Source organism: Stenotrophomonas indicatrix (genome assembly GCA_041545745.1).
Classification (GTDB): domain Bacteria; phylum Pseudomonadota; class Gammaproteobacteria; order Xanthomonadales; family Xanthomonadaceae; genus Stenotrophomonas; species Stenotrophomonas indicatrix_A.
Genome location: CP168152.1, coordinates 3,082,399 through 3,099,344, shown reverse-complemented (window position 1 = coordinate 3,099,344; position 16,946 = coordinate 3,082,399). Strand labels below are relative to the sequence as shown.

General features: G+C 66.8%; 16 protein-coding genes. 11 read left to right on the top strand and 5 right to left on the bottom strand.

The window, feature by feature from the left end:
• Window positions 1–25 precede the first annotated feature (25 nt).
• The 3 genes from mutL to ACEF39_RS14255 are packed head-to-tail and all read left to right on the top strand — an operon-like array spanning window position 26 to window position 3,818.
• Window positions 26–1,927: a DNA mismatch repair endonuclease MutL gene (gene mutL / locus ACEF39_RS14265; RefSeq protein WP_500285524.1), complete on the top strand. Its 1,902-nt coding sequence runs from the start codon at window positions 26–28 to the stop codon at window positions 1,925–1,927.
• An 11-nt stretch (window positions 1,928–1,938) separates the two neighbouring features.
• Window positions 1,939–2,868 (top strand): DUF1684 domain-containing protein, encoded by a 930-nt coding sequence (locus tag ACEF39_RS14260; RefSeq protein ID WP_500285523.1) that lies wholly within the window; start codon window positions 1,939–1,941, stop codon window positions 2,866–2,868.
• 2 nt (window positions 2,869–2,870) lie between these two features.
• Window positions 2,871–3,818: a TraB/GumN family protein gene (locus ACEF39_RS14255; protein ID WP_500285522.1), complete on the top strand. Its 948-nt coding sequence runs from the start codon at window positions 2,871–2,873 to the stop codon at window positions 3,816–3,818.
• Between the two features lie 82 nt (window positions 3,819–3,900).
• Here the strand turns inward: ACEF39_RS14255 and phaR are convergent, their stop codons facing one another.
• The 3 genes from phaR to gluQRS all read right to left on the bottom strand — a co-directional run bounded on the left by phaR (window position 3,901) and on the right by gluQRS (window position 6,304).
• Window positions 3,901–4,446 carry a polyhydroxyalkanoate synthesis repressor PhaR gene (gene phaR, locus ACEF39_RS14250; RefSeq protein ID WP_108265878.1) on the bottom strand — a complete coding sequence of 182 codons (546 nt, stop codon included), beginning with the start codon at window positions 4,444–4,446 and terminating at the stop codon, window positions 3,901–3,903.
• Between the two features lie 179 nt (window positions 4,447–4,625).
• Window positions 4,626–5,366: an acetoacetyl-CoA reductase gene (phbB, locus tag ACEF39_RS14245; RefSeq protein ID WP_500285521.1), complete on the bottom strand. Its 741-nt coding sequence runs from the start codon at window positions 5,364–5,366 to the stop codon at window positions 4,626–4,628.
• Between the two features lie 17 nt (window positions 5,367–5,383).
• Window positions 5,384–6,304, bottom strand: a complete 921-nt coding sequence (gene gluQRS, locus ACEF39_RS14240; RefSeq protein WP_500285520.1) for a tRNA glutamyl-Q(34) synthetase GluQRS — start codon at window positions 6,302–6,304, stop codon at window positions 5,384–5,386.
• A gap of 93 nt (window positions 6,305–6,397) precedes the next feature.
• Here gluQRS and htpX point away from each other — a divergent pair, with 93 nt between their 5' ends.
• The gene (gene htpX, locus ACEF39_RS14235; protein ID WP_180166374.1) at window positions 6,398–7,264 is read left to right on the top strand and encodes a protease HtpX; all 867 of its coding nucleotides are present in this window, start codon (window positions 6,398–6,400) and stop codon (window positions 7,262–7,264) included.
• Between the two features lie 645 nt (window positions 7,265–7,909).
• Here htpX and ACEF39_RS14230 read toward each other — a convergent pair.
• Window positions 7,910–8,737, bottom strand: a complete 828-nt coding sequence (locus ACEF39_RS14230; protein WP_025876387.1) for an inositol monophosphatase family protein — start codon at window positions 8,735–8,737, stop codon at window positions 7,910–7,912.
• Window positions 8,738–8,857: 120 nt separating this feature from the next.
• On the opposite strand from ACEF39_RS14230, the gene ACEF39_RS14225 reads away from it, so the two are divergent.
• The 3 genes from ACEF39_RS14225 (at window position 8,858) to ACEF39_RS14215 (ending at window position 12,168) form a co-directional block, all read left to right on the top strand.
• Window positions 8,858–9,628, top strand: coding sequence for an RNA methyltransferase (locus ACEF39_RS14225; protein ID WP_500285519.1), 771 nt, complete (start codon window positions 8,858–8,860; stop codon window positions 9,626–9,628).
• 147 nt (window positions 9,629–9,775) lie between these two features.
• A complete protein-coding gene (locus ACEF39_RS14220; protein ID WP_500285518.1) occupies window positions 9,776–10,045 on the top strand; it encodes a hypothetical protein in 270 nt (89 codons plus the stop codon).
• The gene (locus tag ACEF39_RS14215; RefSeq protein WP_500285517.1) at window positions 10,042–12,168 is read left to right on the top strand and encodes a putative bifunctional diguanylate cyclase/phosphodiesterase; all 2,127 of its coding nucleotides are present in this window, start codon (window positions 10,042–10,044) and stop codon (window positions 12,166–12,168) included. The genes ACEF39_RS14220 and ACEF39_RS14215 overlap by 4 nt, the downstream gene beginning before the upstream one ends.
• A 69-nt stretch (window positions 12,169–12,237) precedes the next feature.
• Here the strand turns inward: ACEF39_RS14215 and epmB are convergent, their stop codons facing one another.
• Window positions 12,238–13,278 carry an EF-P beta-lysylation protein EpmB gene (gene epmB, locus ACEF39_RS14210; RefSeq protein WP_500288029.1) on the bottom strand — a complete coding sequence of 347 codons (1,041 nt, stop codon included), beginning with the start codon at window positions 13,276–13,278 and terminating at the stop codon, window positions 12,238–12,240.
• 97 nt (window positions 13,279–13,375) lie between these two features.
• On the opposite strand from epmB, the gene efp reads away from it, so the two are divergent.
• The 4 genes from efp (at window position 13,376) to ACEF39_RS14190 (ending at window position 16,939) form a co-directional block, all read left to right on the top strand.
• The gene (efp, locus tag ACEF39_RS14205; RefSeq protein ID WP_006379771.1) at window positions 13,376–13,942 is read left to right on the top strand and encodes an elongation factor P; all 567 of its coding nucleotides are present in this window, start codon (window positions 13,376–13,378) and stop codon (window positions 13,940–13,942) included.
• 218 nt (window positions 13,943–14,160) lie between these two features.
• Window positions 14,161–15,504, top strand: coding sequence for a TRZ/ATZ family hydrolase (locus tag ACEF39_RS14200; RefSeq protein ID WP_500285516.1), 1,344 nt, complete (start codon window positions 14,161–14,163; stop codon window positions 15,502–15,504).
• A gap of 26 nt (window positions 15,505–15,530) precedes the next feature.
• Window positions 15,531–16,247 (top strand): bifunctional 2-polyprenyl-6-hydroxyphenol methylase/3-demethylubiquinol 3-O-methyltransferase UbiG, encoded by a 717-nt coding sequence (gene ubiG, locus ACEF39_RS14195; RefSeq protein WP_033831579.1) that lies wholly within the window; start codon window positions 15,531–15,533, stop codon window positions 16,245–16,247.
• Window positions 16,244–16,939: a phosphoglycolate phosphatase gene (locus ACEF39_RS14190; protein WP_500285515.1), complete on the top strand. Its 696-nt coding sequence runs from the start codon at window positions 16,244–16,246 to the stop codon at window positions 16,937–16,939. The genes ubiG and ACEF39_RS14190 overlap by 4 nt, the downstream gene beginning before the upstream one ends.
• The last annotated feature ends 7 nt before the right edge of the window (window positions 16,940–16,946 follow it).

Here is a 16,946-nt window from a genome sequence, read left to right as displayed (position 1 = left end):
TGACGTCTGCCTGCCCGACCTGCCCATGAACGCGCCCGATCCGCGTCCGATCCGGCCGTTGCCGGAAATCCTGATCAACCAGATTGCCGCCGGTGAGGTGGTCGAACGGCCCGCATCGGTGGTCAAGGAGCTGGTTGAAAACGCGATCGATGCCGGCGCCAGCCGCGTCGATATCGAACTGGAAGAAGGCGGTGTGCGCCTGATCCGCATCCGCGACAACGGCAGCGGCATTGCCGCGGAACAGTTGCCGCTGGCCGTCTCGCGTCACGCCACCAGCAAGATCGCCAACCTGGACGAGCTGGAAGCAGTGGCCACGCTGGGTTTCCGTGGCGAAGCGCTGCCCTCGATCGCCTCGGTCAGTCGTTTCACCCTGTCCTCGCGCCGTGCCCATGATGAGCACGGTTCGGCACTGCAGATCGAAGGCGGCAAGATCGGCGAGGTGACCCCGCGCGCGCATGCGCCCGGCACTACGGTGGAAGTGCGCGAGTTGTTCTACAACGTGCCGGCGCGGCGCAAGTTCCTGCGCGCCGAGCGCACCGAACTGGGACATATCGAAGAGTGGCTGCGCTCGCTGGCACTGGCCCGGCCCGATGTCGAGCTGCGTGTCTCGCACAATGGCAAGGCCTCGCGTCGCTACAAGCCGGGGGATCTGTATTCGGACGTGCGCCTGGCCGAGACCCTGGGCGAAGACTTCGCCAGCCAGGCCGTGCGCGTGGACCACAGCAGTGCCGGCCTGCGCCTGCATGGCTGGATCGCGCAACCGCATTATTCGCGTGCCAGCACCGATCAGCAGTACCTGTACGTCAACGGCCGTTCGGTGCGTGACCGCAGTGTTGCCCACGCGGTGAAGATGGCCTACGGCGACGTGCTGTATCACGGTCGGCAGCCAGCCTATGTGCTGTTCCTGGAACTGGACCCGACCCGCGTCGATGTGAACGTGCACCCGGCCAAGCACGAGGTGCGTTTCCGTGACTCGCGGCTGGTGCATGACTTCGTCTACCGCACCTTGAAGGACGCGCTGGCCGACACCCGCGCCGGCATGAGCGCGCAGGAGATCGGTGCAGGAGCCGTGCATCCGGCCGAGGGCGGCAGCGCGTCTGCGATGCCGGGGGCCACGGCCGCCAGCTTCGGCTACGTGCGCGGCCCGGCGCCCGGTGCCGGGCAGGGCGGCGGCGCTGGCTTCTCCGGTTGGCGCCCGCAGCAGCCGCTGGGCCTGCAGGTGGCCGACGCACCCGCTGCCTATGCTGCGCTGTATGCATCGCCCGCCGGTGCCGAGCGGGGTGCGGTACTGCCGCCGATGCCGATGGAGAACGGATTGCCGGTCACCAGTGCCGACGCCGGAGTACCTCCGCTGGGTTACGCCGTTGCCCAGTTGCATGGCATCTACATCCTGGCCGAGAACGCCGAAGGCCTGATCGTGGTCGACATGCATGCGGCGCACGAACGCATCGGCTACGAGCGGTTGAAGAATGCGCACGATGGCATCGGCCTGCAGTCGCAGCCGTTGCTGGTGCCGATCACCCTGGCGGTGGGCGAGCGCGAGGCCGATACCGCCGAGGCGGAGGCCGATACGCTGGCTGCGCTCGGGTTCGAGATCACCCGTGCCGGACCGGGCGCGCTGCACGTGCGCAGCATCCCGGCGCTGCTGGCCCATGCCGAACCCGAAGGCCTGCTGCGCGATGTGCTGACCGACCTGCGCGAACACGGCCAGAGCCGACGCATCGCCACTGCGCGCGACGAGCTGCTGTCGACCATGGCCTGCCATGGCGCCGTGCGTGCCAACCGGCGCCTGACCGTGCCGGAAATGAACGCGCTGCTGCGCGACATGGAAATCACCGAGCGGTCCGGCCAGTGCAATCACGGCCGACCGACCTGGGCCCGTTTTTCGCTGGCGGAAATCGACCGCTGGTTCCTGCGCGGACGTTGAGGGGAGCACCGATGCGATTTTGCGGAATGGGCAGCCTGCTGGCGGCCCTGTTGTTGGTGGCCTGCAGCCCGGCACCTACGCCGGCCCCCGCCGCTGTTGAGGATCCGGCCTTCGCTGCGCAGCAACAGCAATGGCGGGTGCTGCGCTACCAGGACCTGACCCGGCCCGACGGCTGGACCGCGCTGGTCGGCCTGCACTGGTTGCAGAACCGGTCGCACTTTGTCGGCAGTGGCGCCACCAGTGGCATCCGCCTGGCGGTGGGGCCGGCCAAGCTGGGCCTGTTACGCCGTGAAGGCGACCAATGGTGGTTCACGCCGGAGTCCGGCACGGATGTCATCCTCGACGGACAGCCTGTGCGCGGGCGTGTCCGTATGGATACCGATAAGGATCCGCAGCCGACCCTGCTGGCCTTCGATGGCGGCAAGGGTCAGCTCAGCCTGATCCGTCGTGGCGCGCGCGATGCGCTGCGGGTCAAGCACGCCGATGCACCCGCGCGCCGCGATTTCACCGGCCTGCAGTACTGGCCCGGTGGTCCGCAATGGCAGGTGCAGGCGCGTTTCATCGCGCATCCTCCGGGCAAGACCCTGCCGATCGTGGACATCACCGGCCTGACCACCGAGATGCCCAACGCCGGTGCGGTGGAATTCGATCGCGACGGCCGCAGCTGGCGGTTGGAAGCGATCGGCGAGCCGGGGCAGCCGCTGTTCCTGATTTTCGCCGACCGTACCAGTGGCCACGGCAGCTATCCTGCTGGCCGCTATCTGGATACCGATGCGCCCACCGCCGACGGCCACGTGACGATCGACTTCAACCACGCCCACAACCCACCGTGCGCGTTTACCGCCTATGCGACCTGTCCGTTGGCGCCGCCGGAAAACCGCCTGGACCTGCGTGTGGAAGCGGGTGAGAAGGCGTACCACCTGCCTGAAGGAGAGGGCTGAACATGTTGATGAAACTGTTGTTGCGCAGTGCCGTGTTTCTCGTTGCCTGTGCCGCCGGCCCGCTGGCCATCGCGCGCGATACGCCGGTCGAAGCCACGGCGGGCAAGCCGCCGGTGCCGCTGCTGTGGAAGGTCACCGGACAAGGTGATGCACGCCTGTACCTGCTGGGTTCCTTCCATCTGCTGAAGCCGCAGGACTATCCGCTGTCGCCTGATGTCGAGCAGGCGTTCGAAGCCTCGCAGCGCGTGCTGTTTGAAGTGACGCCGGAGGAACTGCAGTCGCCGCAGATGGCCAGCCAGATGGTGCAGGTCGCTACCCGCAAGGATGGCAGCGAGCTCAAGCGTGACCTGGATGCGCCGACCTGGCAGAAGCTGCAGGCCTATGCGACGCAGAACAAATTGCCATTGGCGCAGTTGCAGGGCATGAAAGCGTGGTTCGTCGGCCTGACCATCACCGTGGCGCAGATGCAGAAGCTGGGCCTGGACCCGGAGCTGGGCCTGGACCGTCATTTCATGCAGCGGGCACAGAAGGCGGGCAAGAAGACCGCAGGCCTGGAAGACATGTCCAGCCAGATCAACCTGCTCGATGGCATGAGCGTGCAGGAGCAGCGGCAGATGCTGTCCGAGGCGCTGGACGAAGCGGGCAAGGGTGACGCCCAGGCGCAGATGCTGCATGAGGCCTGGCGCCGCGGCGACGATCGGCTGTTGTGGAACCGGATGGGCGTGGAGATGCGCCAGAAGTATCCGCAGCTTTACCAGCACATCAATACCGACCGCAACGATGCGTGGGTGCCCAAACTGCTGCCGTACCTGCAGTCGGGGCAGGGTGGCACGCTGGTGGTGGTGGGCGGCCTGCACCTGCTGGGCAACGACGGCGTGGTCGAGAAGCTGCGGGCGAAGGGCTACAAGGTCGAGCGGGTGTGCTCGGCATGCAAGGCGAAACGTCCGTAGATTCCACCCCACGCATGGTGGCGTTGAAAACAAAACGGCGCGCCCATGGCGCGCCGTTTTCATATCAGCCGGGGCGGTTGCCTCAGCGGCGGGTCTTGCCGCCGGTACCCGTGCCGCCGGTCGGTTCGCTCGGCTTGCCGGCCGTGCCGGTGCCGGTGCCCGTTCCGGTGCCACCGGGACGCGGGCCACCGAAACCGCTGCCCATGTTGCGCTGGAATTCCTGCCACAGCTCCAGGTTGCGCTCGGTCAGCTGGTTCATCATCGCCCACGGTGTCTGCCCCAGCAGGTTGCCCATCTGCTGGCGGAACTGCTGCTGCTGGTCGAGGAAGACCTGCATGCTGCGCTCCAGGTAGTTGCCCATGAAGCCCTGCAGGGAATCGCCGTAGAAGCGGATCAGCTGGCTCAGCAGCTGGGTGGAGAGCATCGGTTCGCCGTCCTGCTCCTGGTCGGCGATGATCTGCAGCAGGACCGATCGGGTCAGGTCGTCGCCGCTCTTGGCGTCGCGGACTTCGAAGTCTTCGCCGTCGAGGATCAGCTGGCGCACGTCCTCGATGGTGATGTAACTGGAGATCTCGGTGTCGTACAGACGGCGGTTCGGATACTTCTTGATGATGCGGGTCGCAGCCATGAAGCGGTACTCGTCACAGTAGACGCGCAGCATGGCGCAGTGCAGCAGCGGTTGCAACCGCCCCAGCCCCCGCCAGGCTTGGTTTTCCATCGCCGGAATGTTGCGCAACAAGGCTTTGCGTGCTGCGCAGCATGACCAACGGCAGGGTGCAGCAAAGGGCCCTTCGATCTTGGCGCCGTTTACCAGCCCATGTGGTGGCCACCGTTGATGTCCAGGTTGCTGCCGGTGATCCACGAGGCCTCTTGGGCTACCAGGAAGGACACGCCATAGGCGATTTCCTCCGGCTTGCCCAGGCGCCCGGTCGGGATGTCGGCGATGATCTTGGCGCGCACTTCCTCGGGCACCGCCATCACCATATCGGTGGCCACATAGCCGGGCGAGATGGTGTTCACGGTGATGCCGAAGCCTGCATTCTCGCGCGCCAGCGAGATGGTGAAGCCGTGCATGCCGGCCTTGGCGGCGGCGTAGTTGGCCTGGCCGTACTGGCCCTTCAGGCCGTTGATCGAGCTGATCTGGATGACTCTGCCCCAGCCGCGTCGACGCATGCCTTCGATGACCGGGCGGGTGACGTTGAATACCGAATTTAGGTTGGTGTTGATCACATCGTGCCACTGCTCCGCGCGCATGCGGTGGAAGGTGGTATCGCGGGTGATGCCGGCGTTGTTGACCAGGATCTCGACCGGGCCCAGTTCGGCTTCGACCGCACGGATCAGGGCTTCGGCGCTGGCGGAGTCGGAGACATCGCCCGGGAAGATCGACACCTGGTAGCCACGTTCGGTCATCGACTGCTGCCAGGCGCGGGCCTTTGCCTCGTCGCGGTAGTTGGTGGCGACGCGGTGGCCCTGGTCGGCCAGGCGTTGGCAGATGGCGGTACCGATGCCGCCGGTTCCGCCGGTGACCAGTGCGACGCGAGATGTCATGGAAAGCTGTCCGGATATCAGGTGGGGGAAGGGGGATTCTGCAACATCGGCGCGGAAAGTGCGCCCGCCGGCAGCAGGATGTCCGCGCGCGGCAGCAGGCCGGGGTCGAAGCTGTGCTGCGCGGCGGCCAACAGCGCATCGCGGTCGTCGATGCCTTCCAGTGCGGTGCTCGGCTGGCCCAGCAGTTCCCACAACCGGCGCAGCACCGGTACCGGCTCGCGGGCTTCCACCGGCAGCGCGGCCAGTGACTTGGACAGTTTGTGGCCCGGTGCATCCAGCAGCAGCGGCAGGTGCCAGTAGCGCGGCGTCGGCAGGTCCAGCGCCTGCTGCAGCAGGATCTGCCGGGCGGTGGAATCGAGCAGGTCGGCGCCGCGCACGACCTCGTTCACGCCCTGCGCGGCATCGTCGACGACCACCGCCAACTGGTAGGCCCAGCAGCCATCGGCGCGGCGCAGTACGAAGTCGCCGACCTCGGCATGGACATCCTGTTGTTGCCGGCCGCGCAGGCCATCCTCGAAATGCACCACGCTGCCCGCAGGTACCCGGAAGCGGACGGCGGGGTCCGGTCTTGTCCGCCGCGCGACGCAGTGGTGGTGCAGGCCACCGTTGGCGGCCAGATCGCTGCGGCTGCAGTGGCAGACAAACGCGTTGCCATTGGCCAGCAGGCGGTCCAGTGCAGTCTGATAAGCGTCGCCGCGCGCGCTTTGCCAGATCACCGGCCCGTCATGGACCAGACCGAACGCGGCCAGGGTCTGCAGTTGCGCCTGTGCCGCACCGGCAACCGTGCGGGGTGGATCGACATCCTCGATGCGCAACCGCCACAGGCCCCCATGGTGGCGCGCGAGCAGCCAGCTGCCGAAGGCGGCAAGCAGAGAGCCGGGATGCAGCAGGCCGGTGGGCGAGGGCGCAAAACGGCCGCAGGGAAGGGAGAAAGTCATGCAGGCTGAATCGTCGGTCAGGTTGGCGCTTGAATTCAAGCTGACCGCACCGCAAATTGACGGATATCGACCCCTTCCAAGCCGGAATTTCCCATGTTTACCCGCATTGCCCTGTTCCTGGCGACCAATCTCGCGGTCCTGATCCTCGCCAGCATCGTGATGTCGCTGCTGGGGGTCAATTCGAACCAGATGAGCGGCCTGCTGGTCATGGCCGCGATCTTCGGTTTCGGTGGCTCCCTCATCTCGCTGCTGCTGTCCAAGTGGATGGCCAAGCGCTCCACCGGTGCGGTGGTGATCACCGAGCCGCGCAACCAGACCGAGCGCTGGCTGCTGGCCACTGTCGAACGACAGGCCAAGGCGGCCGGTATCGGCATGCCGGAAGTGGCGGTGTATGACGGCCCGGAGATCAACGCGTTCGCCACCGGTGCCAACCGCAACAACGCGCTGGTGGCGGTATCCACCGGCCTGCTGCACAACATGAGCGAGGATGAAGCCGAAGCCGTGCTCGGCCACGAGATCGCCCACGTCGCCAACGGTGACATGATCACCATGGCACTGCTGCAGGGCGTGCTGAACACCTTCGTGATCGTGCTGGCCCGCGTGGTTGGCGGCGTGATCGACAGCGCGTTGTCGGGCAACCGCGAAGGCGGCGGCCGTGGCTTTGCCTACTACATCATCGTGTTCGTGCTGGAGATGGTGTTCGGCCTGTTCGCCACGATGATCTCGATGTGGTTCTCGCGCCACCGCGAATTCCGCGCAGATGCCGGCGGTGCATCGCTGGCCGGCCGTCAGAAGATGATCTCGGCGCTGGAGCGGCTGCAGCTCAATCACGGCCAGAGCACCCTGCCGACGCAGATCGCCGCGTTCGGTATTGCCGGTTCGACGGCGAAGAAGCTGTTCATGAGCCACCCGCCGCTGGAAGAGCGCATCGCCGCACTGCGGGCGTCGACCGCGGCGTAAGCTCCGGCTTCCGATGGAGATGCAGGAACGCCTGGCCTCGCGCCGGGCGTTTTTGTTTGCGGGGAGGCATTGCTGGCGCCGGGCTCGCCCGGCGGCTCGTTTCCGCGCCTGCGGAGAGGTGTCACTTTCTTTGCGCGCAAAGAAAGTAACCAAAGAAACGCTCCGCCGGCCGCGAGCCGTCGCTACGCGCCGGTACCCTGCGCTTCTCGGTCCGCCGAGGGACGGCGCGGGAACTCGCTACGCTCAGACACCCGCGCCTCTTCGCCCTCGCCGGACCTGCGGTGCTCGGCTCGCTATAAGGCGGACTGGAAGATCAAGATCAACGGCAAGAGCATCCACGCATGGCGTGGATCTACTGGGTGCAGCTGTAGCCTTTGACGTTGGGTCCGCCTTGTAGCGAGCCGAGCATCGCAGGGGAATCAGGGGCGCAGAGGCGCCGATGTCTGAGCGCAGCGAGTTCGGCGCCGTCCCCTGATTCCCCGAGAAGCGCAGGGGACCGGTGCGTAGCACCGGCTTGCGTACTGGCGGCGTGTTTCTTTGGTTACTTTCTTTGCACGAGCAAAGAAAGTGACAAGCACGATCACTGCGGATACGAAAACGGCACCTTCGCAGGTGCCGTCTCCATGAACCGCCTTACGCGCGAACTCAGAACTTCGCGTCGAACTCGGCAGCGTAACCGGTGTTGACCAGCACCTTCTGCAGCGACTCGGCCACCTTCAGGTTGCCGGCCACGATCTGCTGGGTGTCCGGGCCGCGGTTGTCCATGCGTGCCGGGGTCGCGCCCTTGAAGTCGCAGACCTTGCCACCGGCTTCGCGCACCAGCAGCACGCCGGCGGCGATGTCCCAGGCCTTCACGCCGGCTTCGAAGTAGGCATCGGCGCGGCCACAGGCCACGTAGGCCAGGTCCAGCGCGGCCGAACCCGAGCGGCGGATGTCCTCGGCGTGCACCAGCAGGGCGTCCAGCGACTTCAGCTGCGCACTGGCGCGGGCACGCTCGCGCGGGGCAAAACCGGTGTGGATCATGGTGCCTTCCAGATCCTTGCGGTCGGCCACGCGGATGCGACGGTCGTTGAGCACGGCGCCGGCGCCGCGGCTGGCAGTGAACAGCTCGTTGCGCAGCGGGTCGAAGATCACCGCGTCGGTCGGCTCGCCGTTCTCGACCAGGGCGATCGACACGCAGTAATGCGGCACGCCGCGCAGGTAGTTGCTGGTGCCGTCCAGCGGGTCGATGACCCACATGTGGCGACGCTCGCTCTGCACGCCACCTTCTTCGCCGAAGATGCCGTACTCGGGGTAGGCGCGCTTGAGTTCCTTGACGATCACCTTTTCCGCGTCCGCATCGACTTCGCTGGCGTAGTCCATGCGGCCCTTCTGGACTACATTCAGTGCCTCGAGCTTGTTGATGTTGCGCAAGAGGACGTTGCCGGCGAGGCGGGCGGCCTTGACCATGACGGTTACGGCGGGTTTCTGCATGGCATGGGCTCCCGGAAGGGCAGAAGAGAAGGGCTGGCGGGGGAAAAGAGCGGGTCCGGCGCAGTGGCCGGCCGCACAGTTTACCATTGGTCTTCGTCCAGCTCGACATTTTCCCTGTTCATGTCCCAGTTTCCTGCCGCCACCCGCCTCCGATTCGTCCTGGTCGGGACCCAACACCCCGGCAACATGGGCGCCGCCGCCCGTGCCCTGAAGACCATGGGCCTGGCCCGCCTGGTGCTGGTAGCACCGGAGAAGCCGCTTGATGAAGAGGCCTTCCGGCGCTCGGCCGGTGCCGAGGACGTGCTCGGCGACGCACCCGTTGTGGCGACCCTTGCCGAAGCCGTGGCCGATTGCCGGTTCGTGCTGGGCTGCACCGCACGTGCGCGCCGGGTCCAGCTGGAGGAGTTCCTGCCGGCCGATGCAGCCGCCCGCGCAGTGGCCAAGGCCGGCGAAGGCGCCGAGGTGGCGCTGGTGTTCGGCCGTGAGCGTACCGGTCTGACCAACGAGGAACTGCAGCTGTGCCATGCCGCAGTGCACATTCCGTCCGATCCTGAGTTCAGCTCGCTCAACCTGGCTGCCGCAGTGCAGGTGCTGGCCTATGAAGTGCGGATGCAGCTGCTGGGCGCACAACCTGTGGCCGCGACCGAGCCGGAGAGCCGCGAGCAGGCTGCCAGCCACGATCAGATGGAGAGCTTCTTCGCCCAGCTCGGCGAGACGCTGGACGAGATCGATTTCCACAAGGGGCGCGCGCCCGAGTCGGCGATGCGCAAACTGCGCCGTCTGTTCCTGCGCAGCGAGCCAAGCGAGCAGGAAGTGCGCCTGCTGCGCGGGATCCTGGCCGATACCCAGCGCATGGCGCGCCTGGCCCAGAAGAACGGCAAGGACAGCTGACGACGGCCCCATTTTTTCGGGTAGTCTGTCCGGATACCCTTGGGGGATGATGCTTGTGTCGGGTCTGCGTAGGGCAATGCAGGGGGAACTGCTGAGCCTGGCCTTGGCCCTGCTGGCCGGGACGGCGCGTGCTGCGCCGGGTCGGCGATGGGGGCGTTGGGCAGCGGAGAGGGGCGACTCGCGATGACACAGGATCATGCGTTCGGCAGTGTGGACCGAGCGGTTGCCGGACCGGCGCTGCCGGCGTTCGGCCGCGCGTCCGGCGTGCTGCCGCGTGTCGTCTGTTATCGGCGGGTGCAGAGTGCGTTTGAGAAGGTGTTGGGGGCTTCCGGTTTCCGCCGCGTCGATGCGCATGCGCAGCCGTGGCTGGATGGATTGAAACAAGGGTTGACGCGCGTGCGGATGGAAGTGGAATGAGGTTGCTCGGCTCGGGGATGCAGGCCCGGTTCCTGCTTGCGATGGGCGGGGCGATGCTGGTGGTGGTGGCGATCCTGGCCGTGCTGTTGGGGCGGCAGGCGGCGATGCAGGGCGAGGTGAGGTCGCTCAGCAACGGCGTCATCCACGAACTGTTCGACCGCAGCGTGCGCAGCCGTGGCGAGGCCATGGTGCGCGAGCTGTCCGAAGCGCTTGCCGGTCCGCTCCACAACAACGACCTGGACCAGGTCGGGGCGCTGGTGCGCAGCATTTCGCGACAGCCGGTGGTGCGCTATGTACTGGTGTTCGACAACCGCGGGCGGCTGGTCCACGACGGCTCGGCCGGGGTGCCCGGATCCGGACGGCCGATGACCGATCCGCTGGCGGCCGGGGCGGTTGCCGCGCAGTCGCTGGTGGTGCAGCAGTCGCCCACGGTGCTCGACAACGCAATGCCGATCAGGATGGGCAATCAGCGCATCGGTGGTGTCCGCGTCGGCATGGCGCTGGATGAAGTGCTGCAGCGTGAGCAGGCGGCCAACGCGACCCTCGGTGAGCGGCTGCAGCAGATGGGCAGCCGGCATCTGGGCTGGTTGCTGTTGATGCTGGGCCTGCTGGTGGTGATCGGCGTGGTGGTGATCCTGTACGTGCAGCGCACGCTGGTGGCGCCGATCCGCGATCTGGCCGCGGCTGCCCGGCGCATCGAAGCCGGCGACTACCAGGCGCCGCTGCGGGAAAACACCCGCGACGACGAGGTGGGTGAACTGGTGCGCGGCTTTGCCCGTATGCGTGATGCGATAGCCCGCCACGACCGCGAAGTGCGGCGCATGGCCTACACCGACGCGTTGACCGGCCTCACCAACCGGCTGGCGTTCCGTGAGGCGCTGGACCACCGGTTGATGGCCGCACGTGCGTCCAATCACCGGTTGGGCGTGCTGTTCGCCGATATCGATGATTTCAAGCGGGTCAACGATACGCTGGGTCATGAGGCCGGCGACGAAGCGCTGCTGCAGTTCGCCCAGCGCATCGGCCGTGCCGTGACCGAGGCCGGCGGCGATGACGCGTTGCTGGCTCGGTTCGGCGGCGACGAATTCGTGATCCTGGTCGGTGATGGCGATGTCGCGGCCAATGCGCGGTTGCTGGCCGAAGTGCTGGTACGCGAGCTGGGCAAGCCGCTGGTGGTGCAGGGCAGGGAACTGTTCCTGGGCACCTCGATCGGCGTGACCCTGTTCCCTGACGACGCTGCGGATGCGACGACGCTGCTGAAGAACGGCGACATCGCGATGTACCAGGCGAAGATGGCCGGCAAGAACTGCTATCGCTACTACAGCCGGGCCATGGATCACGCTGTCGAACGCCGCGTGCACATGGAGCAGGAGCTGCGCGGCGCCTGGGAGCGCGGCGAGCTGCGGCTGGCCTACCAGCCGATCTTCCGCATGCGCGACCGCCGCATGGTCGGTGTGGAAGTGCTGCTGCGCTGGCAGCACCCGACGCTGGGCACGATCCCACCATCAGTGTTCATCGAGGTGGCCGAGCAGAGTGGCCTGATCGAGATCATCGGCCCGAAGGTGCTGCGTGCCGCCTGCATGGAAGCCGTGCAGTGGCCCAGCGGCGTGGCCGGCGACGAGTTGTTCGTCTCGGTCAATGTGTCGCCACGGCAGTTGCGCGGCGGTGAGCTGCCGGCGTTGGTTGCGCAGTGCCTGCAGGAATCGGGCCTGCCGGCCTCGCGCCTGCACCTGGAGCTGACCGAGACGGCGGTGATCGGCGATGAGATGCTGGCCGCGCAGCTGCTGGACCGCCTGCATCGTGCAGGGGTGAAGGTGTGGCTGGACGACTTCGGTACCGGCTTCTCCGGTCTCAGCCACCTGCGGCAGGTGCCGGTGGACGGGGTCAAGATCGACAAGAGCTTCGTCGCCGACATGCAGCGCGACCCGGACGATCTGGCTCTGACCACGGCGATCATCGCCATGGCCCACGCCCTGGGCATCACGGTGGTGGCCGAGGGTATCGAGCAGGAGGCGCAGTTCGAGCTGCTGGCCCAGCGTGGCTGCGATCTGGGCCAGGGTTACCGGTTGAGTCACCCGGTCACTGCCACCGAGGTGGTGCGGATGATCGAGGCGGGGGTGTGACAGTAGATCCACGCCATGCGTGGATGCTTCTGCCAGGAACGCCCATCCACGCATGGCGCGGATCTACTGTCAAACCGGGCGCTTGCTCGGGTCGCCGGGCAGTTCGCGGACCAGCTTGGGTACCAGATAGCCGGACAGGCGAGCAGTGAGGCCGGCAATCAGGGCCTTGGCCTGGACGTCGTCCACTTCGAAGTGGGCCACGCCCTCGACCCGATCCAACTGGTGCAGGTAATAGGGCAGCACGCCCGCTGCGAAGCTGCGCTCGCTCAGGTCCTGCAGCGCCTGCACGCTGTCGTTGACTCCGCGCAGCAGCACCGCCTGGTTCAGCAACTGGGCGCCGATGGCGCGCAGGCGGGCCATCGCGGTATCGACGCTGGCGTCGAATTCATTGGCGTGGTTGGCGTGGACCACGATCGCCAGTGGCCAGGGCAGGCTGCCCAGCCAGGCCTGCAGTTCGTTATCGACCCGCTCGGGCAGTACGATCGGCAGGCGGGTGTGGATGCGCAGCCGGCGGATATGCGTGATGCCGCGCAGTGCATCGGTCAGCTCGGCCAGCTTGTGGGTAGCCAGCGACAGCGGGTCGCCGCCGGACAGGATCACCTCATCGATGTCGGGATCTGCTGCGATGGCGTCCACCGCCTCCTGCCAGCCCCCCTTGGCGGCGTTTTCGGCGCCATAGTCGAAATGCCGGCGGAAACAGTAGCGACAGTTGATCGCGCAGCTTCCGGTGGCCACGAGCAGGGCACGGCCACGGTATTTCTGGATGACCCCGGTGGCCTTCTTGGCCGCGCCGTCGCCCACCGCGTCGAAACTGAACCCGGGGGCTGGGCGCATCTCCGCGTCGATCGGCAATACCTGCCGCAGCAACGGATCGTGGGCATCGCCACGGCGCATGCGCGCGACGAAACCCTCCGGCACGCGCAGTGCGAATTGGGCGATGGCAGCCTCCGATACACCCAGCGCTGCGGCATCCAGATCCAGCCGGGCCAGCAGCGTCTGCGGGTCGCGCAGGGCCTGACGCCAGAGCTGCTGCCAGCGCGCGGGCGCGCCTGGCGACTGGGTCCGGGGAACGGCGGAAAGCTGCATGGAGAGGGGGCCTGCGGTTATCATGGACACATAAACAGTTGCCCGCCGGGGTTCCGGTGGGCTTTCCATTCTATCCGGCTCGCCGCACGCGCGGCGGTTTCGCCATTTGAGGAGCTTGAGCATGGCCACTGCGGGCATGAACGATGTCAAGAACGGGATGAAGATCCTGGTCAACAATGAACCGGCCGTCATCTCCGAGACCGAGTTCATCAAGCCGGGCAAGGGCCAGGCCTTCACCCGCGTGCGCTACCGCTTCATCAAGTCGGGCCGCACGGTCGAAATGACCATGAAGGCGACCGACGACGTGGAAGTGGCCGATGTGGTCGATACCAACATGGACTACATGTACAGCGACGGCGAGTACTGGCATTTCATGGACCCGGAGACCTTCGAGCAGGTGCAGGCCGACAAGGCCGGCATGGGCGGTGCCGAGAAGTGGTTGAAGGGCGAGGAGTCCTGCATCGTGACCCTGTTCAATGGCTCGCCGATCTTCGTGCAGCCGCCGAACTTCGTCGAACTGAAGATCACCGAGACCGACCCGGGCGTCCGTGGCGACACCTCGGGCGGTGGCGGCAAGCCGGCCACCCTGGAAACCGGTGCTGTGGTGCGCGTGCCGTTGTTCGTCAACCAGGATGAAATCATCAAGGTCGACACCCGCTCAGGCGAGTACTCCTCGCGCGTCAAGTAATCCGGGTACGCGCCGGCGCATTCGCGCTGGCGCTCCCACGCTCCGCCATGCGGATCGTGGGCCCCGCTCACCAGCACCCACACCCCGCCGCTTCGCGGCCGCCCCTGACTCAGGGGCTTGCCTTCCAGAAGCCCAGCGGTAGCCGTTTGACCGGTGATCAGTCGCCAGGTCGGAGCCAAGGCTACGTACGGTCCTTCCCCCATAGCCAGTGAGCCCGCATGAGCGATAGCCCGCACCTCCCCGAAGCCTGCGACCTGCTCATCGAAGCCGGTTTTGTCGTTCCGATCGAGCCGCATGCGGTGGTGCTGGAAGACCATGCCGTCGCCGTGCGTGGCAGCGAGATCGTGGCCATCCTGCCGCGTGCCGAAGCGCGCGTGCGTTTCCGTGCCACCCAGGTGGTCAGCCGCCCCGAGGCCGCGCTGATGCCAGGCCTGGTCAACGCACATACGCACAACCCGATGACCCTGCTGCGCGGCGTTGCCGACGACCTGCCGCTGATGACCTGGCTGCAGCAGCACATCTGGCCGGTGGAAGCGGCGGTGATCGGTCCCGAGTTCGTGGCCGACGGCACCACCCTTGCCATCGCCGAGATGCTGCGTGGCGGCACCACCTGCGCCAACGAGAATTATTTCTTCGGTGACGTGCAGGCCGCCGTCTACAAGAAGCACGGTTTCCGCGCGCTGGTCGGCGCGGTGATCATCGATTTCCCCACCGCCTGGGCCAAGACCGACGACGAGTACTTCGCCAAGGCCGGTGAACTGCATGACCAGTGGCGCACCGATCCGCTGATCGGCACCGCGTTCGCCCCGCATGCGCCGTACACGGTCAACGATGCCAATTTCGAGCGGGTGCGGATGCTGTCCGACCAGCTGGACATGCAGGTGCACCTGCATACCCATGAAACCGCGCAGGAAATCACCGATTCGATCAAGCTGCATGGCCAGCGTCCGCTGGCGCGGTTGGATCGCCTCGGCCTGGTCAACGACCGCCTGATCGCGGTGCACATGACCCAGCTGACCGAGGCGGAGATCCACCTGTGCGCCGAGCGTGGCGTCAGCGTGGTGCATTGCCCGGAATCGAACCTGAAACTGGCCTCCGGTTTCTGCCCGGCCTGCGCCCTGCAGCGCGCCGGCGTGAACCTTGCCATCGGTACCGATGGTTGCGCCAGCAACAACGACCTGGACATGTTCAGCGAAAACCGCACCGCGGCGATCCTGGCCAAGGCCGTGGCCGACGATGCCACCGCGCTGGACGCGGCGACCACGTTGCGCGCGTCCACGCTGGGTGGCGCCCGCGCACTGGGCTTCGGTGAGCGCATCGGCTCGATCGAGGCGGGCAAGCAGGCCGACCTTATCTGCGTCGACCTGTCGGCGCTGGAAACCCAGCCGCTGCACAACGTGCTGTCGCAGCTGGTGTACGCCACCGGTCGCCAGCAGGTCAGCGATGTCTGGATCGCCGGCAAGCCCAAGCTGGTGCAGCGTGAGCTGGTCGGCATGGACCTGCCGGGCATCATCGCCAACGCGCGCCAGTGGCGCGAGCGTATCCGTCATATCCGCGCCTGAGCACAGGCGCCGCAAGGACAACCGTCATGACAGCCCCCCACGCTTCTTCCAATTTCGATCAGGCCGAGCTGGACAAGTTCGCCGCGCTGGCCAACCGCTGGTGGGACGCTGATGGCCCGCAGAAGCCGCTGCACGCACTGAATCCGGTGCGCCTGCAGTACGTTGCCGATCGCGCGCCGCTGCGTGGTGCGCGCGTGCTCGACATCGGTTGCGGTGGCGGACTGCTGAGCGAAGCGCTGGCCCAGGCCGGTGCCGAAGTGACCGCCATCGACCTGGCGCCGGAGCTGGTCAAGGTTGCGCGCCTGCATGCACTGGAGAGCGGCGTCAGCGTCGACTACCGGGTACAGGCCGCCGAAGACCTCGCCGCCGAACAGCCGGGCAGCTTCGACGTGGTGACCTGCATGGAAATGCTCGAGCACGTGCCCGATCCGGGCGCGATCATCGAGGCCTGCAAGCGGCTGCTGAAGCCGGGCGGCCACCTGTTCCTGTCCACCATCAACCGCACGGCTGCAGCCTTTGCAGTGGCCATCGTCGGTGCCGAGTACGTGGCGCGGCTGCTGCCCAAGGGCACCCACCACTACCAGGAATTCATCAAGCCGGCCGAGCTGGCGCGCTGGCTGCGCGAGGCCGACCTGCAGCTGGCCGATGTCAGCGGCATGGCCTACGAGCCGTGGCGCAACCGCGCCCGCCTGAGCAGCCGCACCGACATCAACTACCTGGCCCACGCGGTCAAGGCGCCGTGACCGCTGCCGTGTTCCCGCGTGCGGTGCTGTTCGACCTGGATGGCACGCTGCTGGACAGCGCACCGGATTTCGTCGCCACCCTCGATGCGATGCTGGCCGAGCGCGGTCGTGCGCCGATCGATCCGGCGCGACTGCGTCCGGTGGTATCAAAGGGCTCGCGGGCGATGGTGTCGGCCGCGTTTCCAGAGCTGGATGCGGCCGAGCGCGATGCGCTGATTCCCGAGTTCCTGCAGCGCTACGAAGCCTTGATCGGCCAGCACGCCGTGTTGTTCGACGGGGTTGTCGGCATGCTCGAGGCGCTGGACGCGGCCGGTACCGTGTGGGGCATCGTCACCAACAAGCCTGAGTACCTCGCCCGGCTGATCCTGCCGCAACAGCAGTGGCAGCAACGCTGCGCGGTGCTGGTCGGCGGGGACACCCTGGCCGAACGCAAGCCGCATCCACTGCCGCTGCTGCACGCCGCGCAGGCCATCGGCATTGCAGCGGAAGATTGCGTGTATGTCGGCGACGATGAGCGCGACATCATCGCCGCGCGTGCCGCTGGCATGCTGTCGGTGGCGGCGCTGTGGGGCTACCGCCTGCACAGCGACGATCCGCTGGCCTGGCAGGCCGATGTGCTGGTCGAGAACGCCGAACTCCTGCAACTGGCCAGCCTCTGGCCGACCCGGCCGGCGACCCCGGCCCAGCCGTAAGGAACAA

What these genes read in the sequence shown, in the direction of transcription:
- mutL (WP_500285524.1), top strand. Translation starts at nt 26, where the DNA reads ATGAACGCGCCCGATCCGCGTCCGATCCGGCCGTTGCCGGAAATCCTG.
- ACEF39_RS14260 (WP_500285523.1), top strand. Translation starts at nt 1,939, where the DNA reads ATGCGATTTTGCGGAATGGGCAGCCTGCTGGCGGCCCTGTTGTTGGTG.
- ACEF39_RS14255 (WP_500285522.1), top strand. Translation starts at nt 2,871, where the DNA reads ATGTTGATGAAACTGTTGTTGCGCAGTGCCGTGTTTCTCGTTGCCTGT.
- phaR (WP_108265878.1), bottom strand. Translation starts at nt 4,446, where the DNA reads ATGGCTGCGACCCGCATCATCAAGAAGTATCCGAACCGCCGTCTGTAC.
- phbB (WP_500285521.1), bottom strand. Translation starts at nt 5,366, where the DNA reads ATGACATCTCGCGTCGCACTGGTCACCGGCGGAACCGGCGGCATCGGT.
- gluQRS (WP_500285520.1), bottom strand. Translation starts at nt 6,304, where the DNA reads ATGACTTTCTCCCTTCCCTGCGGCCGTTTTGCGCCCTCGCCCACCGGC.
- htpX (WP_180166374.1), top strand. Translation starts at nt 6,398, where the DNA reads ATGTTTACCCGCATTGCCCTGTTCCTGGCGACCAATCTCGCGGTCCTG.
- ACEF39_RS14230 (WP_025876387.1), bottom strand. Translation starts at nt 8,737, where the DNA reads ATGCAGAAACCCGCCGTAACCGTCATGGTCAAGGCCGCCCGCCTCGCC.
- ACEF39_RS14225 (WP_500285519.1), top strand. Translation starts at nt 8,858, where the DNA reads ATGTCCCAGTTTCCTGCCGCCACCCGCCTCCGATTCGTCCTGGTCGGG.
- ACEF39_RS14220 (WP_500285518.1), top strand. Translation starts at nt 9,776, where the DNA reads ATGGGGGCGTTGGGCAGCGGAGAGGGGCGACTCGCGATGACACAGGAT.
- ACEF39_RS14215 (WP_500285517.1), top strand. Translation starts at nt 10,042, where the DNA reads ATGAGGTTGCTCGGCTCGGGGATGCAGGCCCGGTTCCTGCTTGCGATG.
- epmB (WP_500288029.1), bottom strand. Translation starts at nt 13,278, where the DNA reads ATGATAACCGCAGGCCCCCTCTCCATGCAGCTTTCCGCCGTTCCCCGG.
- efp (WP_006379771.1), top strand. Translation starts at nt 13,376, where the DNA reads ATGGCCACTGCGGGCATGAACGATGTCAAGAACGGGATGAAGATCCTG.
- ACEF39_RS14200 (WP_500285516.1), top strand. Translation starts at nt 14,161, where the DNA reads ATGAGCGATAGCCCGCACCTCCCCGAAGCCTGCGACCTGCTCATCGAA.
- ubiG (WP_033831579.1), top strand. Translation starts at nt 15,531, where the DNA reads ATGACAGCCCCCCACGCTTCTTCCAATTTCGATCAGGCCGAGCTGGAC.